This is a genomic window from Dactylosporangium sp. CA-152071, assembly GCF_050936335.1.
Classification (GTDB): Bacteria; Actinomycetota; Actinomycetes; order Mycobacteriales; family Micromonosporaceae; genus Dactylosporangium; species Dactylosporangium maewongense.
Map to the genome: position 1 here is coordinate 1,161,203 of NZ_JBNJMZ010000001.1, position 17,135 is coordinate 1,178,337.

Annotated in this window: 14 protein-coding genes; 5 read left to right on the forward strand and 9 right to left on the reverse strand. The window is 73.2% G+C overall.

Features of this window, described 5'->3' with window-relative positions; translation table 11 throughout:
• Positions 1 to 45: 45 nt before the first annotated feature.
• Entirely contained in the window at positions 46 to 1,593 is a 1,548-nt protein-coding gene (locus ACQEVZ_RS04700; RefSeq protein WP_433361708.1) for a hypothetical protein, read from the forward strand.
• Here the strand turns inward: ACQEVZ_RS04700 and ACQEVZ_RS04705 are convergent.
• Genes ACQEVZ_RS04705 through ACQEVZ_RS04720 form a run of 4 tightly spaced genes read right to left on the reverse strand, consistent with a single transcriptional unit; the run spans position 1,586 to position 5,750 of the window.
• Positions 1,586 to 2,641 carry an LLM class flavin-dependent oxidoreductase gene (locus ACQEVZ_RS04705; RefSeq protein ID WP_433361711.1) on the reverse strand — a complete coding sequence of 352 codons (1,056 nt, stop codon included), beginning with the start codon at positions 2,639 to 2,641 and terminating at the stop codon, positions 1,586 to 1,588. The two genes, ACQEVZ_RS04700 and ACQEVZ_RS04705, sit on opposite strands and share 8 nt — an antisense overlap.
• A gap of 10 nt (positions 2,642 to 2,651) precedes the next feature.
• Entirely contained in the window at positions 2,652 to 3,647 is a 996-nt protein-coding gene (locus tag ACQEVZ_RS04710; RefSeq protein ID WP_344511026.1) for an LLM class flavin-dependent oxidoreductase, read from the reverse strand.
• Complete coding sequence (locus ACQEVZ_RS04715) at positions 3,644 to 4,687, reverse strand: phosphotransferase family protein (RefSeq protein WP_433361715.1); 1,044 nt, start codon at positions 4,685 to 4,687, stop codon at positions 3,644 to 3,646. Before ACQEVZ_RS04715 ends, ACQEVZ_RS04710 begins: the two co-directional genes overlap by 4 nt.
• A 4-nt stretch (positions 4,688 to 4,691) precedes the next feature.
• A complete protein-coding gene (locus ACQEVZ_RS04720; protein ID WP_433361718.1) occupies positions 4,692 to 5,750 on the reverse strand; it encodes a methyltransferase in 1,059 nt (352 codons plus the stop codon).
• Between the two features lie 138 nt (positions 5,751 to 5,888).
• Here ACQEVZ_RS04720 and ACQEVZ_RS04725 point away from each other — a divergent pair, with 138 nt between their 5' ends.
• Complete coding sequence (locus tag ACQEVZ_RS04725; protein ID WP_433361721.1) at positions 5,889 to 6,731, forward strand: NAD(P)H-binding protein; 843 nt, start codon at positions 5,889 to 5,891, stop codon at positions 6,729 to 6,731.
• Positions 6,732 to 6,900: 169 nt separating this feature from the next.
• Here the strand turns inward: ACQEVZ_RS04725 and ACQEVZ_RS04730 are convergent, their stop codons facing one another.
• Complete coding sequence (locus tag ACQEVZ_RS04730) at positions 6,901 to 8,418, reverse strand: MFS transporter (RefSeq protein ID WP_433361724.1); 1,518 nt, start codon at positions 8,416 to 8,418, stop codon at positions 6,901 to 6,903.
• Positions 8,419 to 8,541: 123 nt separating this feature from the next.
• Here ACQEVZ_RS04730 and ACQEVZ_RS04735 point away from each other — a divergent pair, with 123 nt between their 5' ends.
• Together ACQEVZ_RS04735 and ACQEVZ_RS04740 are read left to right on the forward strand one after the other, a co-directional pair.
• A complete protein-coding gene (locus ACQEVZ_RS04735; RefSeq protein WP_433361727.1) occupies positions 8,542 to 8,841 on the forward strand; it encodes an antibiotic biosynthesis monooxygenase family protein in 300 nt (99 codons plus the stop codon).
• Positions 8,842 to 8,887: 46 nt separating this feature from the next.
• Positions 8,888 to 9,781, forward strand: a complete 894-nt coding sequence (locus ACQEVZ_RS04740; protein ID WP_433361730.1) for an MBL fold metallo-hydrolase — start codon at positions 8,888 to 8,890, stop codon at positions 9,779 to 9,781.
• A gap of 55 nt (positions 9,782 to 9,836) precedes the next feature.
• Here ACQEVZ_RS04740 and ACQEVZ_RS04745 read toward each other — a convergent pair whose 3' ends face one another.
• Positions 9,837 to 10,922 carry a glycoside hydrolase family 19 protein gene (locus ACQEVZ_RS04745; RefSeq protein WP_433361733.1) on the reverse strand — a complete coding sequence of 362 codons (1,086 nt, stop codon included), beginning with the start codon at positions 10,920 to 10,922 and terminating at the stop codon, positions 9,837 to 9,839.
• Between the two features lie 336 nt (positions 10,923 to 11,258).
• On the opposite strand from ACQEVZ_RS04745, the gene ACQEVZ_RS04750 reads away from it, so the two are divergent.
• On the forward strand, positions 11,259 to 14,324 hold the full coding sequence (locus tag ACQEVZ_RS04750; protein ID WP_433361736.1) for a hypothetical protein: 3,066 nt from the start codon (positions 11,259 to 11,261) through the stop codon (positions 14,322 to 14,324).
• Between the two features lie 46 nt (positions 14,325 to 14,370).
• Here ACQEVZ_RS04750 and ACQEVZ_RS04755 read toward each other — a convergent pair whose 3' ends face one another.
• The 3 genes from ACQEVZ_RS04755 to ACQEVZ_RS04765 are packed head-to-tail and all read right to left on the reverse strand — an operon-like array spanning position 14,371 to position 16,990.
• A complete protein-coding gene (locus ACQEVZ_RS04755; protein ID WP_433361739.1) occupies positions 14,371 to 14,547 on the reverse strand; it encodes a response regulator transcription factor in 177 nt (58 codons plus the stop codon).
• Positions 14,481 to 15,029 carry a response regulator gene (locus tag ACQEVZ_RS04760; protein WP_433361742.1) on the reverse strand — a complete coding sequence of 183 codons (549 nt, stop codon included), beginning with the start codon at positions 15,027 to 15,029 and terminating at the stop codon, positions 14,481 to 14,483. The genes ACQEVZ_RS04755 and ACQEVZ_RS04760 overlap by 67 nt, the downstream gene beginning before the upstream one ends.
• Positions 15,026 to 16,990, reverse strand: a complete 1,965-nt coding sequence (locus tag ACQEVZ_RS04765) for a sensor histidine kinase (protein ID WP_433361745.1) — start codon at positions 16,988 to 16,990, stop codon at positions 15,026 to 15,028. Before ACQEVZ_RS04765 ends, ACQEVZ_RS04760 begins: the two co-directional genes overlap by 4 nt.
• Positions 16,991 to 17,135 lie beyond the last annotated feature (145 nt).

Sequence of the window (17,135 nt, forward strand, 5' to 3'; positions counted from 1 at the left end):
CCGAAACTGGTCGCGTCGGGCAGGGCCGGGCGGAACACTGCACGGGTGGGACTTCTCAACGGCCTGGCGGAGAACCCGGCCCTGCCGGCGGACCTGCTCGACGCGCTCATCGCCGCCGGGGACGACGAGCTGCTCGACGACCTGGCGTGGCGGGACGACCTGTCCGCCGCCCAGGTCCGCGCCATCGCGGCACGGAGCACCGACGCCGCCGTCTGTCTCGTCCACCATGGACACCTGCTGGCCGCCGACGTCGACGGGCGCGACGCGCGGATCGTCGCCGCGCTGCTGGACGCCACCGGGGCGCCACCGGAGTGGGCACACGCACACGCGGCGTCACCCGATCCCTGGATCCGCCAGCTGCTCGCGTCCGCCGCACACACGCCCGCCGAGGTGGTGGCGCAGCTCGCGGACGACCCCGAGAAGGACGTCGTCGCCGAGGCCGCGAGGTCGCCCGCGATGACCGCGACGCTCGCCGAGCGGCTGGCCCGGCACCCGCACACCCGGGTCCGAATGGCATTGGCCGCCAACGAGGCCACACCGGGCGGGGTACTGGCGGCCCTGGCGCGAGACGGTGCCCGCCCGCCCGCCGAGGCCTGCCCGGGCTGCGACGGAACTCATCAACCCGCGGACTGGGAGGCCTGCGACGGCGGCCACGAGAGCGCTGTCCGCGGCATCCAGAGCATGGCGGCCGGGAACCGTTCCACGCCCGCGCCGGCCCTCGTGCTCCTCGCCCGGCATCCGGACTCCTGGGTCCGGTGGGCTGTCGCGGCCCGGCCGGACCTGCCGCAGGACGAGTACGCCCGCCTCGCCACCGACCCCGTGCCCCAGGTCCGCCACGCGATCGCCGCCAACCCCGCCGTCGACGTCGCCACGCTGCGGAGCATGGCCGCCGACCCGACGCCCGGCGTGCAGCAGTGCCTCATGCACAACCCGAACGTCCCGCTCGACATCCTCACCGGCCTCGCCGCCACCACCCGGACCGGACCGACGCCGCTGTCGCGCCTCGCCGCCGAGATCGAGGCGACACCGCCGCAGGCGCTCACCGCCGCCGGCGGGACCGGTCCGGCGGTCCTGCCGCGGATCGCCGGCGCCACGGCCGACGAGCTGCGGGAGCTCGCGACGTCCAGGGTGCCGGCCGTCCGGATGCTCGCCGCGCGGCACCCCGGGCTGCCCGGCGACCTCGTCGACGCCCTCGCCGCGGACCCCGACGCGGCGGTGCTCCAGGCGGTCGCGCGCAACCCCCACGTCTCCCCCGCCCGCATGCAGGCAATGCTCACCGCCCACGGCGTCCGGGTCGCCGGCGCGCTGGCCGGCAACCCCGTCTGCCCCGCGGACCTGCTGCTGCGGATCGCGACGCTGCGGCCGCCGGCGAAGCTCGCCCTCCGCGAGATCGCCAGGCATCCCAACGCCACCGGGCCCGCGCTCGCCGCGTGCCTGGCCGACGAGAAGGCCCGGCGGGCCGCGGGCCGGCACCCCGCCCTGGATGCCGGGACGCTCATCGCGCTCCTCGACGACGGGGTCGCCGAGGCCGCGGCCAACCCGTCCCTGCCGCGCGACGTCATGCGCGCGCTGATCCAGGCGCCGGTCAGCTGAACTTGGGCAGGACCTGCTCGCCGAAGAGACGGATGGTGCGCTGCGACTCGGACAGGGGCATGTTGCCGGAGACGACCTGCAGGCTGATCGTCACGTCGCCGAACCAGTCGCGGATCGTGGTGACCCGGTCGACGACCTCGGCGGGAGTGCCGACGAGGGCCTTGTTGTCGCGCAGCGAGCTGTCGAAGTCCGCCGACGACACCTTCTGCACGATGTTCTCGTAGCCCTCGTAGCCGGAGCTGCGGGTGACGCCCCACGCCGAGACCGCCTCCAGGAGGCGGGCGTTCGTCCACTCGGAGTAGCGGCGGCCGTTGCGGTACGCCTCGCCGGCGTCCTCGGACAGGTAGCAGTTGTAGCTGAGGTGGATGTCCCCGCCGGCGGGGTCCAGACCCGCGGCGGCCCGGGCCGCGCGGTAGCCGGCGATCATCTCCTGGACCTTCTCCCGCTTGTTGATCGACGGTACGAGCAGCAGCCCGTAACCATTCGCACCGGCGGACGCCGCGGACGACGGGGTGATCGCGGTGGCGACGAGGATCGGCGGGTGCGGCCGCTGGTAGGTCAGGGGCAGCAGCGTGACGGGTCCGAACCGGTGGAACTGCCCGTCGAACACCAGATCGGTCGTGGTCCACAGTTGACGGACGGCGGAGACGCCCTCGTCGAAGCGGGGGCGGCTCTCGTCCAGGGGGATGCCGAACGCGGCGAACTCGTCGGGCAGGAACGCGCGGCCGAAGCCGACGTCGAGCCGGCCGTGGGAGATGTTGTCGAGCATGGCCAGCTTGCCGGCCAGCTTGATCGGATGCGTGAACGCCGGGATGACCGCGCCGGTGACGAGCCGGATCCGGGAGGTGCGGGCGGCCGCGGCGGCCAGGAAGGTGACCGGGTCGGGGCTGTAGCCGCCGTAGGCGAAGAAGTAGTGCTCGACCGTCTTCACGTGGTGGAAGTCGAGCTGCTCGGCGAGCTCGACCAGGGCGAGCGCGTCGTCGAAGTACTCGACCGCCGCCTTGTCCGACGGGCCGACGGTCGGGAACAGGTTGATACCGAAACGCATCGGAATCCTCTCAGGCGAGAGCGGGTTGCAGCGCGAACGCCGAAGCCAGCAGCTCGTAGGAGCGCAGCCGGTCGGCATGGTCGTGGATGGTGGCGAGCGCGATGACCTCTTCGGCGCCGGTCGCCTCGGTGATGGCCAGGATCTGGTCGCGGACACGGTCCGGTGTGCCGTGGACGTAGCGCGGGAACTCGAAGCGCTCCGCGCCGAGCGGGTCGTCGCCGTCGGCGAGCTCCAGCAGCGACTGCTCCGGGGTCGGCACGGGGCGCACGTCGTTGCGGGTGAGCCGCTTGCGGAACGCCCGCTGGGTGGCGTAGATGCGCTCGGCCTCGGCGTCGGTGTCGGCGCAGTAGACGCCGATGCCCAGGATCGCCTTGCCGGTGCCGCCGGTGCGGGCCTGGTGGTCGGCGAAGACGGCGCGGGTCGGGGCCGGGTTGATGAAGTGGGCGTAGGCGTAGGGCAGGCCCAGCTGGGCGGCGACGGCGCCGCTGCGCGGGCTGGAGCCGAGCAGCCACACCTCGGGGCGTCCGGTGCCGGTCGGGGTGACGACGATGTCGTGGAACGGGTGCCCGGGCGGGAAGCTCCCGTCGAGGAACGCGAGCAGCTGCACGAGCTTGTCGTCGAAGTCGTCCGGCAGCGACGACGCGCCCCGCAGCGCGTAGGTCTCGATCGGGCTGGACCCCGCGGACCGGCCGATGCCGAGGTCGATGCGGCCCGGGTACAGGGCCTCGAGGGTACGGAAGACCTCGGCGACCTTGAACGGGCTGTAGTGGCTCAGCAGCACCCCGCCGGAGCCGACCCGGATCCGGCTGGTGCGGGCGGCGATCGCGGCGACGAGCACCTCGGGGGCGCTCCCGCCGTGGGAGTGCATCGCGTGGTGCTCGGCGACCCAGTAGCGGGTGTAGCCGAGCTGGTCGGCGAGCTCGGCGAGCTCGACCGTGTTGCGCAGGGCCTGCGCGGGTGACTGGCCGGTCCCGATCGGGGACTGGTCCAGGATGGACAGTTTCAAGTGCCGACCTCCTTGAGTGTGGTCGCGAGCAGGCGCGTCGCGTTGCGGTGCAGGGGGAAGTCGGCGGGGACCAGGCGGTGCCCGGTCAGCAGGGCGGTGACCCTGGCGGTGACGGCCGCGAACCTGACCGCGGCGAGCACCCGGTGGAAGTCGAGCGCGTGCGGCACGCGGCCGGCCCGGCGGGCCCAGTGGGCGACGGTCGCGGCGCGGTCCGGCAGTCCGGGAAGGCGTTCGGCGCCGATGCCTTCGCTGAGGTGCCGGTCCAGGTGCAGGAACCAGGCCAGGTCGGCCTCGGGTGCGCCGAGCCCGGCCGTCTCCCAGTCGAGGACGGCGGCCACGGACGCCCCGTCGAAGACGATGTTGCCCAGCCGGGCGTCACCCCACAGCAGGACCGGCGGCCCGGCCTGCGCAGGCACGGTCGCCCGCAGCGCGCCGATCCCGGCTCGGATGTGCGGATCCGTTGCGCAGCCGTAGAAGTCGAGGTCCGCGGCGAGCTCCTCGACCTGCGCGGCCGGCTCCGACGGCCCCAGGTCGAGGGGCGGGAGGTTGACGCGGTGGATGCGGGCGAGGACGTCGACGGCGTTGCGCCACGCTGCCGCCCGCATGGGGGCAGGCGCGTCGTGCAGCCAGCCTTCGCGATGGTACGAGGGGAGGTCCGCCGGGACGACCCCGGCGACGTGGCCGAGCACGCAGAACGGCGCGCCGAGGACCTCCGGGTCGGGCTCGAAGCCGAGCGCCGGCGCGACCGGCACGTCGGTGCGCTCGCCGAGGAGTCGCTGCACGTGGTACTGCTGCCAGAACCGCGGCCGGGGATGCAGCTGATAGGTGGTGGGCGCGACGCGCACGACCAGCCGTCGCCGGGCCGGACCCCCGGGGCCGGTCCAGGTGGCGTCGACGACCAGGTTCTCCGCGGAGAAGCCGGTCGACGGCGGCACGGTCACCGGCCCGAGCCGCAGGTCGGGCGCGCCGAACCGGCCGGCGAGCCACCCGGTGAGCGCCTTGCGCGTGACGTCGGGGTCACGGGCGACGCGGACGGCCACCACCTCACTCCTTCCGCGCCGTGAGCAGGCTCGTGGTCGCGACCAGCGGGGCGTGCGAGACGGTGGCGAACCCGGCGTCGGTGAACCAGGTCGCGGCGTCGGCGAAGGTGTACTCGGCGCCGCCGGCGGACCAGACGAGCATGTTGAGGCTGGCGAGGACGTTGGGCAGCTGCGGGCGGTCGGGGTCGAGCATCGGGTCGTAGACGAACGCGGCGCCGCCGGGCCGCACGGCGCGGAAGGCCGCCTGTGCGAGGAACCGGCGCCGCTCCACGGGCCAGTTGTGCAGCACATGTCCGAACAGCACCGCGTCGGCGGCCGGCAGCGGGTCGGTGAAGAAGTCCCCACCGGCGAAGGTGACCCGGTCGTTGTCGACGACGTGCGCCTCGAAGGCCGGCCGCACGTCCGGCAGGTCGAACACGGTGACCCGCAGGTGCGGGTGCGCCTTGACCAGGTGCACGGCGATGTTGCCGCGGGCGCCGCCGACGTCGACGACGTGCTCGAAGCCGCTCCAGTCCAGCTCGGCGAGGGCCGCGCCGATCGGCGCGTTGAGCACGTCCATCGCGTCGAAGAACGCGGTCCGCGAGGTGGGGTCGGCGTGCACCGGCGCGTAGGGGTCGCCGGCGCCGGCCTGCGCGTTCGCGGGTTCGCCGGAACGGAGGCTGGTGGCCAGGCCGTCCCAGGCCGGGTGCAGCGTGTGGTCGAGGAAGTCCAGGAACCCGCCGAGGAACTCGGGCCGCCCGGGCACCAGGTAGCGGCCGGCGGCGGGACCGTTGTGGTAGCGGCCGTCGCGGCGCTCGACGAGCCCGAGCGCCTCCAGCCCGGCGAGCAGGTCGCCGACGCCCTCCCTGTGCAGCCCCAGCCTCGCGCGGACCTCCTCGCCGGTTGCGGGTGCCTCGGCGAGGGCACCGAAGACGCCGACGTCGGCGGCGGCGAACAGCAGCCGCGCGCGGCGGGCACCCGACGCGATGTCGAGGATCGGGGTGGGGTTCAGCTCCACTGTGGACTCCCAGGTGTCGTCGGACGCGGCTCCCCTGACGCTAGGAGCGGCCACTGGAGCTGCCATGGAGCCCGGCTCCACTCCAGCCACGCCGCGCGAGACCCCAGCCACGCCGCACGAGACTCCGGCCACGCCGCGCGAGACTCCAGCCACGCCGCGCGAGACTCCAGCGGCGCTGGAGGGGGTGCGGTTAGACACGGACGCATGACGATCCTGTTGACCGGTGCCACGGGCACCGTCGGACGCGCGGTGGTGCGGCAGCTGCTGGAGGCGGGCGAGCCCGTGCGCGCCCTGACCCGGGACCCGGCACGGGCGGCGACACTGCTGCCGGAAGTCGAGCTCGTCGCCGGCGACCTGGGCGACCCGGACAGCCTCCCGTCCACGTTGGACGGTGTGGACCGGGTGTTCCTGCTGTCGGTCGGGCCGCGCAAGGCCGTGCACGACGCGAACCTGGCGCGGGCCGCCGCGACGGCCGGGGTGACCCGGCTCGTCGCGCTCTCGTCCCTCGCCGCCGAGGAGGACCCCGACGGGCTCCTCGGCCGCTGGCACGCCGACGGGGAACGCGCCGTGCGGGACGCGGGGCCGGCCTGGACGATCGTCCGCCCCGGAGGGTTCATGTCCAACGCGTCGGAGTGGACGCCGTCGGTGCGGCAGGCCGGCGTCGTCCGTGCGCCGTTCGGGAGCCTGCGCGCGTCCATCGTGGACCCGCGGGACATCGCCGCGGTGGTGGTCGCGGCGCTCAGGGGCGGGCACGACGGTGCGGTGCTGCCGCTGAGCGGCCCGGCGGCGATCAGCCCCGCCGAGCAGGTCGCTGTCCTCGCCGAGGTCCTGGACCGGCCGCTGCGCTTCGAGGAGCTCAGCCTCGAGCAGGCCCGGACTGCGATGGCCCGGCGGGTGCCAGCGGAGGTGGTCGACGCGGTGCTGTCCGCACGCGCGGTGGCCGGCCCGTTCCGCGCAAGAGTCCTGCCGACGGTCGAGGACGTGACAGGCCGGGCGCCGCGCAGCTTCCGCCAGTGGGCCGAGGACCACGCCGACACCTTCCGTTAGAGACGGCCGTCAGGGATGGCGGTGCCGGCCGGCGAGGCACGGCCGGCACCGGGCTGTGGAGCGATGGCACCGGGCACTCGCGTGCCCCCGCCGGTCGCGGGCTGTCGCGGCCCGCAAGTCCCGGCCCGGGCAGGCCCGGCAGGACCCGGCCCGGGCAGGTCCGGACGGGTCAGGACGCGGACTTGGCCGCGGCGGGCTCGGCGGCGGCGGGCCCGGAGGCCGGTTCGGCCGCCGGTTCGGGGGCCGCGGCAGGCGCCGGGGCCGGGCCGGGGGCCGCGATCGACGTGAGCGCGCCGACCACCGCGAACGCCGCACCGACCAGAAACGCCAGGCGGTACCCGGAGACGACCGCGTCGGCCTGGGCCGTGCCCGCGGCGAGCAGGTGCTGTGCCCGGGTCGCGCCGATCGTGGCGAGCACCGCGAGGCCGAGCGACCCGCCGACCTGCCGGGTGGTGTTGATGACGCCGGAGGCGAGACCGGCCTCGTGCCGCGGGATGCCCGACGTGGCGGTGATGGCGAGCGGGGTCATCGCGATGCCCGCGCCGAGCGTCACCAGGATCATCGGCACGAGCAGGTCGGCGGCGTACGAGCCGCGGACCGGGATCACCGACAGCCAGGCGAGGCCGATCCCGGACAGCAGCGGCCCGCCGATCAGCAGCGGCCGGACGCCGACCCGCTTGAGCAGCACCGGCCCGGCGTAGGCGCCGGCCGTCATCGCGATCGCGCCGGGCAGGAACGCCAGCCCGGCGGCGAGGGCGTCGTAGCCGAGGACGTTCTGCATGTACAGCGACAGGAAGAAGAAGTGGGCGATGACGGCGCACCCGAGCCAGAACATGACGAGGTTGGCCACGGTGATGCCGCGGGAGGCGAACAGCCGCAGCGGCACGACCGGGGCCTCGGCGACCTTCGCCTCGTGCAGGACGAACCAGGCGAGCAGCACGACGCCGACGGCGAGCGGGCCGAAGGTGGCCGGGTCGCCCCAGCCGTGGGCCTGGCTGTTGACCGTGCCGTACACGACGGCGACGAGACCGGCGGTGACCAGCAGCGAGCCGAGCAGGTCCAGACGGCGCGGGCCGGCGGCCGGGTCGGGGCGGCCCAGGGGCAGCACCCGCAGCGACGCGACGATCGCGGCGAGGCCGATCGGCACGTTGACGAACAGGATCCAGCGCCAGTTGATGAGGTCGGTGAGCACGCCGCCGAGCAGCGAGCCGATCGCGGCACCGCCGCCGGAGACCGCGCTCCAGGCCGCCATCGCCCTGGCGCGCTTCGGCGCCTCGACGAAGGTGGTGGTGAGCAGCGTCAGCGTGGCCGGCGACAGGATCGCGCCGCCGAGGCCCTGCGCGCCGCGGGCGATGATGAGGGTGAGCTCGTCCTGGGCGAGGCCGCCGACGAGGCTCGCGACGGTGAAGAGCACCAGGCCGGTGATGAACATGCGACGCCGGCCGAAGAGGTCGGCGGCCCGCCCGCCGAGCAGCAGGAAGCCGGCGAAGGTCAGCGTGTAGGCGTTGACGACCCACTGCAGGCCGGAGTCGCTGAAGCCGAGGTCCGCCCGGATGGCGGGCAGTGCGACGTTCACGATCGACACGTCGAGCACCACCATCACCTGCCCGAGGCAGAGCAGCGACAGCACGGCCCAGTCCGGTCCACGGCGCCCGGTCTCCCCCGGTGGGGCCTCGGCGACTGCCATGATCACTCCCGTTGGTTCAGTTGGACTTGATAGTCCATTACGTTAGACCTACGCGTCTAGTAGGGCAAGCACGGTGCAGCGTGACTCCAGGGCGACTGGAGGGGAACGGTCCAGGGTCGGTCCATGACCACCGTCGTGTTCGTCAACACGTTGCGGCTCACCGGACCCGCCGAGGACCTCGAACGGATCTACGCCGGCGTCGCCGCGTTCTTCCGCGCCCAGCCGGGCCTGGTCCGCTACCAGTTGGTGCGCTCCACCACCGACCCCGACGTCTACGTCAACATCGCCGAGTGGCGCGACCTCGCCGCGTTCCGGACCGCCACGTCGCAGGAGGCCTTCCGCACCGCGCTGCGGGTCTCCACCGTCTCCACCGGCGACCCGCACGTCTGCGAGGTCGTCGCCGCCGGCACAGGGCCGGCGTGAAGCGGTCTGATGCCGGACCCGGGGCCACCACGGCGGAGGTGACGGCATGACGCTGATCGAGGTGGGCGACGGCGTGCACGCGTACGTGCAGCCGGACGGCGGCTGGTGCGTCAACAATGCCGGGCTCGTCCACGACGGCACCGCCGCGCTGCTCGTCGACACCGCCGCGACCCACGCCCGGGCGCTGGCGCTGCGCGACGCGGTGCGGCGGGTCACCCCGGCACCGCCGGGCGTCGTCGTCGACACCCACCACCACGGCGACCACACCCTCGGCAACGCCGTCTTCGCCCCGCCCGCCACGGTCGTCGCCCACGCCACGGCCCGCGCGGACATGGCGGCCCGCGGCACCGCGCTGCGCCAGGTCTGGCCCGGCGTCAACTGGGGCGACCAGCCGCTGCTCCTGCCGGACCTGACGTTCACCGACCGGCTCACCGTCCACGTCGGACGGACCGAGGTGCGCCTGTGGCACCCGGGCCCGGCCCACACCACCGGCGACGTCGTCGCGTGGCTGCCCGCGCAGCGCGTGCTCTTCACCGGCGACGTGGTCATGCCGGGGCACACGCCGTTCGTGCTGATGGGCTCCGTCCACGGCAGCCTGCACGCCGTCGCCGCCCTCGCCGCACTGGAGCCCGAGGTGGTCGTCGGCGGGCACGGCCCGGTCGCGGGCGCCGCGGCCCTCGACGCGACGACGGCCTACCTGCGCTGGCTCGACGACCTCGCCGACCGAGGCCTCGCCGCCGGCCTCACCCCGCTGGAGGCGGCCCTGGAGGCCGACCTCGGCGAGTTCGCCGGCTGGGGCGAGCCGGAGCGTCTCGTGGCCAACCTCCACCGCGCCTACGCCGATCGCACCGGCGCCCCCGCCGGTGCCTACCTGCCGTCCGCCCCGGTCTTCGCCGAGATGGTCACCTGGAACGGCGGCCCCCTGCCCTGCGCCGCCTGAGACGCGTCCGGTGGGTGGGGTCCACCTGACCCCACCCACCGGACCTGCGCGGGTCTCAGCAGGTGAGGTTGCCGCCGGCGGGGACGCCGAGGATGGCGGTGAACTGGTTGTACAGGTTGACCCGGCTCTGCACCTGCGCCGGGTTGCCGCCGTTGCACTCGATGCTGTTGATCGCCCGGATCGTGGTGCCGAAGCCCTGGCCGTTGACCATGGCGTTGTGCGAGGTCGTGCCGGCGTTGCCGGTGCCGGTCATCCAGTACCAGAGGCCGGTCTGCCAGGAGATCGACGAGTTGGTGGCGACCAGGTCCGGGTTGTTGAGCAGGTCGACGCCGAGCGCGTCGCCAGCCGCCTTGTAGTTGAAGTTCCAGCTCAGCTGGATCGGGCCGCGGCCGTGGTAGGCGGACTGGCCGGCCGGGCAGCCGTACGGCTGGCTGTAGTCGCAGTAGTGCGGCCAGTTGGCGGTGTTGATCTCGTTGATGTAGACGAGGCCGCCGGTCTCGTGGCCGACGTTGGCCAGGAACGCGGCCGCCTCTTGGCGCTTGACGGTGTCACTGCCGGTCTTGGCGAAGGCGGGGTACTTCGCCATCGCGTCGGTCAGGCCGGCGTAGGTGTAGAAGCCGTTCCGGCTCGGGAACATCTGGTTGAACTGCGCCTCGCTGACCACGAACCCGGTGGTGCCGCCGCCACCGCCACCGCCACCGCCGGAGCACGCGTACGGGCTCCAGAACCACGTGCTGATCGTCGGGTCGTAACCGGGGTTCTCATGGGTGGCCTGGTAGTAGAGCCCGTTGGTGTAGCGCACGATCGCGCCGACCGCGTAGTACTGCCCGGCGACCCAGGCGGGGTAGTTGCAGGCCGTGCCGCCACCACCACCGCCGCCGGACCCGCCGCACGAGCCGTTGTCGGCCCACACGCCGGAGCCACCGGTGCTCGGCGCCTCGTACTGCGTCCACCACTTGGCGGTCCAGTTGTGGCTGTTGTACGAGACCTGCATGCCGCCGGTGTAGACGGCGGAGTTGTTGTACGCGGCGGCGCAGGCGGTGGCCGCGTTGGACGCGGTCGCCGGCAGGATCGCGGCGCCGGCGGCGGCCAGCGCTATGCCGGCCGCGGCGAGGAGCGCAAGAACACGTGGTCTGGGCATGGGGGGTCACCTTCCGACCATGGGGCTACCACAGATGGACGTCCGTCCATGCCTATTTGTAAACAAAACTTCTTCAGTTGTAAATACTGTTGCCAGAAGAGTCTATGGTTGCCTGCGATTCGTGTCCGCCAGCCGACAGCGGCGGTCCGGGGTGGCAGGGACAGCCGTCCCTGGTGCCCGGGCCCACTCCCCGCTCAGGGTCGGGCTGGCCTGCGGCGAGCGGCGCCCGACCGGGCACGCCGCCGCGGCCGGAAGGGAAACACGATGGTCAGAACACGACGGCAGCGGCCGCGGTCGAGATTGTTCACCGGGCGATGGCGGCTTCTGCTCGCGGCGATGCTGACACTGGTGACGGTCGCCGGTGGCAGCGTCGGGGACGCCGGTGCCGCGTACGCGGCGGTCCAGGTACAGATCGACCCCCTCGCACTGAGGGATCGGCTCTTCTCGGCGCACATGCGCAACCGGGCGCAGGGCGTGCAGGGGCTGGAGCACATGTTCCTCAGCGCCGAGATGGTCGGCTACCGCCAGACGCACCCCAACGCCACCGCGAAGGACCTGATGGACCACGCGGTCATCATGGGCAACTGGTACGACAGCCAGCTGCGGGTGGAGGACCTGGAGCGGCCGGCGTACGAGTTCGTCGTGAAGCTGATCGAGCTGTCGGCGAACCACCCGGCCGGGGAGGTCACGGCGCCGATCATGCAGGCGCTGATCGAGTCGACGCTCGGCCCGCAGCTGAGCGTCCATGGCGACATGGTCGACCAGGTCGCGGCGTCACAGTTCATGTACTCGTTCTTCGACCAGGTGTACGCGGTCGAGGACCGGGTTTGGGGCGCCGTGGCCCGGCTCGGCATGGACGATCCGACGTTCGCGGCGGCCTGGGACGGCCAGTTCGGCGTCAGGTACAACGTGTCGTCCAAGGCCGGCTCGGACCAGTTGCAGGCCGACCCGGTCATCGCGACCTACATCAACGTCAAGGGCCTGCTGGACCACGGGTACAACGCGCAGGACTACGTCAACGACGGCAACAGCCAGCTCAAGCAGCTGCTGGACAAGATCAACGCCCGGCTCGCCGAGTCCACCGCGGCGGCCAACGCGCTGAACGCGCAGTTCCCGATCAACGGCGGCAACCCGACGCAGGCGGCGCTGGACCAGGCCAAGGCGCAGGCGGCCCAGCGGCAGCAGTGGATCCACGGCGCCGCCGGTGCGGTCCAGCTGCTGTCGACGCTGATCGGGTTCGCCGACTATCCGGCAGGTCGGATCGCCGCCGTCACCGGGAAGGCGGCGGTCCAGATCGCCACCGCGGTCAACGCCTGGCTGCCGACGATCGCGTCCAAGGGACTCGTCGCGGCGCTGACGTCGATGAGCGCGCTGATGATGGCGGGCAACGTGCTCGGCGCCGTCCAGACGCTGGTGCCGCTGTTCGGCGGGTGGCCTTCGCCCGACCAACAGATCTGGGACGAGCTGTGGCAGCTCCGCCAGGAGGTGGTCAACATGTCGAACCAGATGAGCGAACGGTTCGACCGGATCGAACCCGCACTCACCGAGATCTACGGCCAGATGCTGTCGCAGTTCGGAATCCTGCTGCAGCTGCACAACGCGACGAGCCAGCAGCTGGCCGACATCACCAGCCGGCTCGCTGCCCTGACGTACAAGGTCGAATTCTGGGGACTGGCGATCTTCGAGGCGGAACGAGCCGATCGCTCCATCCCGGTCGCCGACTGGTTCAACGGGGCGGTCGGCTTCAAGACGATGCACGGGCACGACCTGCCGTGGAATGACAAGAAGCCCGCCACCTATCTGGGCGCGGCCACCGACCTCTTGACGTCGGCCGACACCGTCGCCAAGAACGAGCCGATGGCCCGCACGATTCCACTGAACCTCAACGATCCCGACACGGACGCCAACACGGTCCTGGACGGCTACCACGCCTCCGGAGCGATCCAGTACCTCAACGCCTACGCCCGCCAGTATCTGGGCATGCCCGGCACCGACGAGGTGGACCCGACGCCCAACGCGGAGTTCTGGCTGGGGGCCACGGAGCCGTACAAGATGCTGATGGCGCAGAATCCGGGCCATTCCAGAACCCAGCCGGACCTGTCGGACGGATTCATCAAGTCGGGCAACGCCATCCTCAGCGGTGCGGCGACGTTCAGCAAGCCGCGCACGCCGACCGGCGACAACCCGGCCCGGCTGAACCCGATCATCGAGAGCCTGATCAAGCGGTACCGGGCTGGATCGGACGGGCTCCTCACCGAGCTCGAAAAGCTGCGGGACGTGCCGCGGGTGGGGCACCCGGCGTACAACCAGTTCGGCCCGGCGAACCAGGCGGTGCCGAACAAACCGGCGGCCGAGCCGACCATCGTCGAGGACTGCACGCGGGCGGGCGCCCCGAAGCGGAACCGACCGGCCAACGTGCAGCTGCTGGCGCTTCCGCAGGAGCTGTGGGTCGCATCGTACGCACGGGCGAACACCTCGGTCCGCGTGTGCTACGACGCCAACTGGGAGAACGTGGTCCAGCCGGAGGAGCCGGGCGGCGACAAGCCGTACGCCATCTACGCGGACCTGAAGGTGACCATGCGCATCCAGCAGGGCTGGGACGGTCAGTTCAGCACGGTCCGGCAGTGGGAGAAGGTGTTCCCGTACGGCAGGATGGGCCAGTACTACCCGCCGCGTTCGGGACAGACGTCCTGGCAGACGTCGCCCGACCAGGCGCTGAGCGAGAAGTGGGACCCGACCTACAAGGCGCAGTTCGAGGCGTCGGCACCGATGACGGTCTCGGCGGACGCCGCCGCCATCACCCGGGTCCGCAACTGGCACAACTCGGTCGCCGGCAACTACTACGCCGAGGTCGAGCGCAGGATGACGACGGCGGGTGATCAGCTGAACACGTACGTACGCCAGATGACGACGGCGGCCCGGCTGCTCGACGCGTACGTGCGGCTCGGGTTCGGCCGCTCGCTCCAGCAGGACGAGCAGCTGGCCCTGTACCTGGTCGGCGTGGACAAGCTGCCGTCCGAGTACCGCTGGTCGCAGGTCGTGGCGCCGTTCAGCAAGGCGCGCAGCACCTACTGTTCGGCGGTCCAGAACAACCAGTGCGTCGTGCGGCCGGACGGGACGTTCGACCCGCGTACGGGCCAGAACGAAGGCAGGTACAAGCTGCTGTCGTGCGGCTGGACGACCAACCCGGACCGTCCCGTGGTCAACCCCGACCCGGTGGCGGACTGCGTCTGGTGGCTGTCGGCCTTGCGCTCGAACCGCGTCCGGGACTCGCTGGAGGCCGCGAGCGTGCGCCTGGCCACGCATCCCGGCTACACCGAGGGCATCCCGGCCGTGGAGATGATGATGCAGAGCCTCGAAACGGCAAAGGCCATCGCTCAGCACGCCGCACCCAGTTCCTGAACGGCACCGCGTGGGGCGGGGCGAGCGCCCGCCCCACGCGGTGGGACTACCGTCCGCCGAGACCGGCCTCGCGGGCCCGGATGATGGCCTGGCCGCGGTCGGTGGCCCGGATCTTCGTCAGTACCCGCGACAGGTGGTTGCGCACGGTCTTGGTGCTCAGCGCCAGCCGCCGGGCGACCGCCGTGTTGTCCAGCCCGGCCGCGACCAGGTCGAGGATCTCCAACTCGCGCCGGTGAGCTGCGGAAACGCCGCCGGCGCCCGGTGCGCGGCCGGGCTGAGCAGCCGCACCGCCCGCGCCGCAACCCCGCGGCCCAGCAGCACCTCGCCGTCCGCGACCGCGTGCACCGCCCGCTCGATCTCGGCGGGTGAGGCCGTCTTCAGCACGTAGCCGCGGGCGCCGGCGCGGAGCGCGGCGAACACCGAGTCGTCGTCGTCGAGCATCGTCACCACCAGCACACCGAGCTGCGGGTCCGCCTGCACGGCGGCCCGCGTCGCCACCACCCCGGACCCGTCGCCCAGCCTCAGGTCCATCAGCACCACGTCGGGCCGGTGCTCGGCGATGACCGCCGCGCCGGTCGCCGCGCCGTCGGCCTCCCCCACGCAGCTGATGCCGTCGAGCGTGGACAGCAACGCGACCATGCCCATCCGGAACACCGGGTGGTCGTCGACGACGACCACCCGCACCGGCGAGCTCACCGCGGTCATGGCCGCCGCACCGGGATGGTCAGCCGGACGGCGGTGCCGCCGGCTCGGCCGTCGACCGTCAGCACGCCGCCGAGGCCTTCCGCCCGTTCACGCATCGACTGCATGCCCACCCCGGCACGCGCCCGCGTCCCGAAACCGTTGCCCTGGTCGAGCACCGACACCTCCACACATTCAGTCTGCCGGTGTACCGCGACCGTGCACGCGTCGGCACCGGAATGCCGGTGCACGTTGCGGACCGCCTCGGTCACCACCGCATAGATCGCCACGACAGCGTCCTCCGGGAGCGGCACCGCCTCCGCCTCCACCCGGACCGTCAACCCGGCGGCGGCGTACCGGTGACTCAGCTCCTGCAGCGCGGGCAGCAGCCCATCCGTGTCCAGCACCGGCGGGACCAGGTCACGGGCGAGGTCCCGCACCTGTCCCGCGTAGCGGGCGGCCTCGTCGCCCAGCCCCGCGAGCAGCCTGTCGGCCGCCGCGACTGCGGGCCGGTCCAGGTCGGCCCGCAGGAGGTTGCGCGCCCCCGCGAGCGCGAACCCCATCCCGCTCAACGCCGGGCCGAGGCCGTCGTGCAGGTCGCGGCGCAGCTTCCGCCGCTCCGAGTCGCGCGCCTGCGCCACCCGGGCCCGCGACCGGGTCAGCTCGCGGTCCAGGCGGGTCAGGTCCACGAGCGCGGCCACGACCGGCGCCAGGCCGGCCAGGGTCGCCGCGGACCGGCCGTCGAGCCGCTCCCCGGCCGGGGGCCACGCCACGAGCTCCCCGATGGCCCGCCCGTCGCGGGTCAGGGGCACGCTCATCGGTTCACCGGCCAGTCCCGTCACCAGGACGCCCACCGCCGCGCCGTCCACCGTCACGACGCACCCGACGAGCCGCATCGACGCCGCGATCCCCTCCGCGACGTCGCGGAGCTGCCGGCCGGGCTCCGCCGCGCCGTGCAGGCCGTCGCTGACGGTGCGGATCAGGTCGGCGGTGCGCTCGCCGTACACCAGCCGGTCGACGCGACGCTGCGCCCACTGGCGCACCGGCGAGAACGCGATCGCGACCGCGGCCGTCGCCAGGATCTGCGGCGTCGGCGCGCCGGTGGCACCGACCAGCGCGACCGAGCCGGCGTAGCCCGCCACGACGAGCGTGGTCATCAGCAGCCACAGCATGGTGCGCCGGACGGCGATGTCGACCCGCCACAGCCGCAGGCGGAGCACGACCGCGAAGACCGCCGCCGGGAACAGCGCCTGGGAGGCGAGCATCAGCAGCGGCGGCGCGCCCCCGCTGGCCGCCGGCGCGACCGCGAGCGGCAGGAACGCCAGCGACAGCAGCACGGTCGCCCACGCGAGCCAGCCCAGGCCGCCCCGCTCGGTGGCCGGGGCGCGGTGCCGGCGCAGGAACACGCCGGCGGCTGCGGCGAGACCGAGCAGCACCAGCACCGGCTCGCTCCACCCGAACACCGCCCGGCGAAGCCCCTGCGGCACCGCACCGCCGGCCCGGGCGGTCCACGGATCCGTCGCCACGACCACGGTGACGATCCCGATGAACGCGACCCCGCAGGCCAGCACCGCCCGGACCCCGGCGGTCGGCCGCCGCGGCGGCAGCAGCCACGGCAGCAGGATCAGCAGGCCGAACAGGCCGGGAATCCAGGCCCACGACCAGGCGTCGGTCAGCAGGCGATGGGTCCACAGCCCCGGCACTCCGGCGGCGAGCAGCCCCCAGGTGCGGCTGAACCCCGACACCGCACCGCCGACCCCGGCCGCGACGAAGATCCAGCCCGCCGCGTGGGAGGCCCGGCGGAGCACCACCCATGCGGCGGCGCCGTAGACGGCACCGTCCAGCACATCGACGAGGACGTAGAGCTGGACCGTGTCCAGCGGCGGCCGGGCCACCGACCAGGCCGCCACCGTCGCGACGGTGAGGCCGAGGGTGAGCACGAGGACGGCCCAGGCCAGCGCCGGGCGGCGTCGAACGATCGCCATGTACGGCAGCGCCTCCCGCGGACTGTGACTCGATCCGGCGGCCCGAGCGTAGACCGCGGCGCAAAACCGTCGCGGGCACGGCGATCTCTTCGGCGGCGACATCGACCCGCACGGCTGTTGACATCCCGGCCGGCGACCGCAGACA

Excerpts from the sequence above, each read along its gene's own strand:
- ACQEVZ_RS04705 (WP_433361711.1), bottom strand. The coding sequence starts at position 2,641 with ATGCGTTTCGGTATCAACCTGTTCCCGACCGTCGGCCCGTCGGACAAG.
- ACQEVZ_RS04720 (WP_433361718.1), bottom strand. The coding sequence starts at position 5,750 with ATGGCAGCTCCAGTGGCCGCTCCTAGCGTCAGGGGAGCCGCGTCCGAC.
- ACQEVZ_RS04725 (WP_433361721.1), top strand. The coding sequence starts at position 5,889 with ATGACGATCCTGTTGACCGGTGCCACGGGCACCGTCGGACGCGCGGTG.
- ACQEVZ_RS04730 (WP_433361724.1), bottom strand. The coding sequence starts at position 8,418 with ATGGCAGTCGCCGAGGCCCCACCGGGGGAGACCGGGCGCCGTGGACCG.
- ACQEVZ_RS04735 (WP_433361727.1), top strand. The coding sequence starts at position 8,542 with ATGACCACCGTCGTGTTCGTCAACACGTTGCGGCTCACCGGACCCGCC.
- ACQEVZ_RS04740 (WP_433361730.1), top strand. The coding sequence starts at position 8,888 with ATGACGCTGATCGAGGTGGGCGACGGCGTGCACGCGTACGTGCAGCCG.
- ACQEVZ_RS04745 (WP_433361733.1), bottom strand. The coding sequence starts at position 10,922 with ATGCCCAGACCACGTGTTCTTGCGCTCCTCGCCGCGGCCGGCATAGCG.
- ACQEVZ_RS04750 (WP_433361736.1), top strand. The coding sequence starts at position 11,259 with ATGCTGACACTGGTGACGGTCGCCGGTGGCAGCGTCGGGGACGCCGGT.
- ACQEVZ_RS04760 (WP_433361742.1), bottom strand. The coding sequence starts at position 15,029 with ATGACCGCGGTGAGCTCGCCGGTGCGGGTGGTCGTCGTCGACGACCAC.
- ACQEVZ_RS04765 (WP_433361745.1), bottom strand. The coding sequence starts at position 16,990 with ATGGCGATCGTTCGACGCCGCCCGGCGCTGGCCTGGGCCGTCCTCGTG.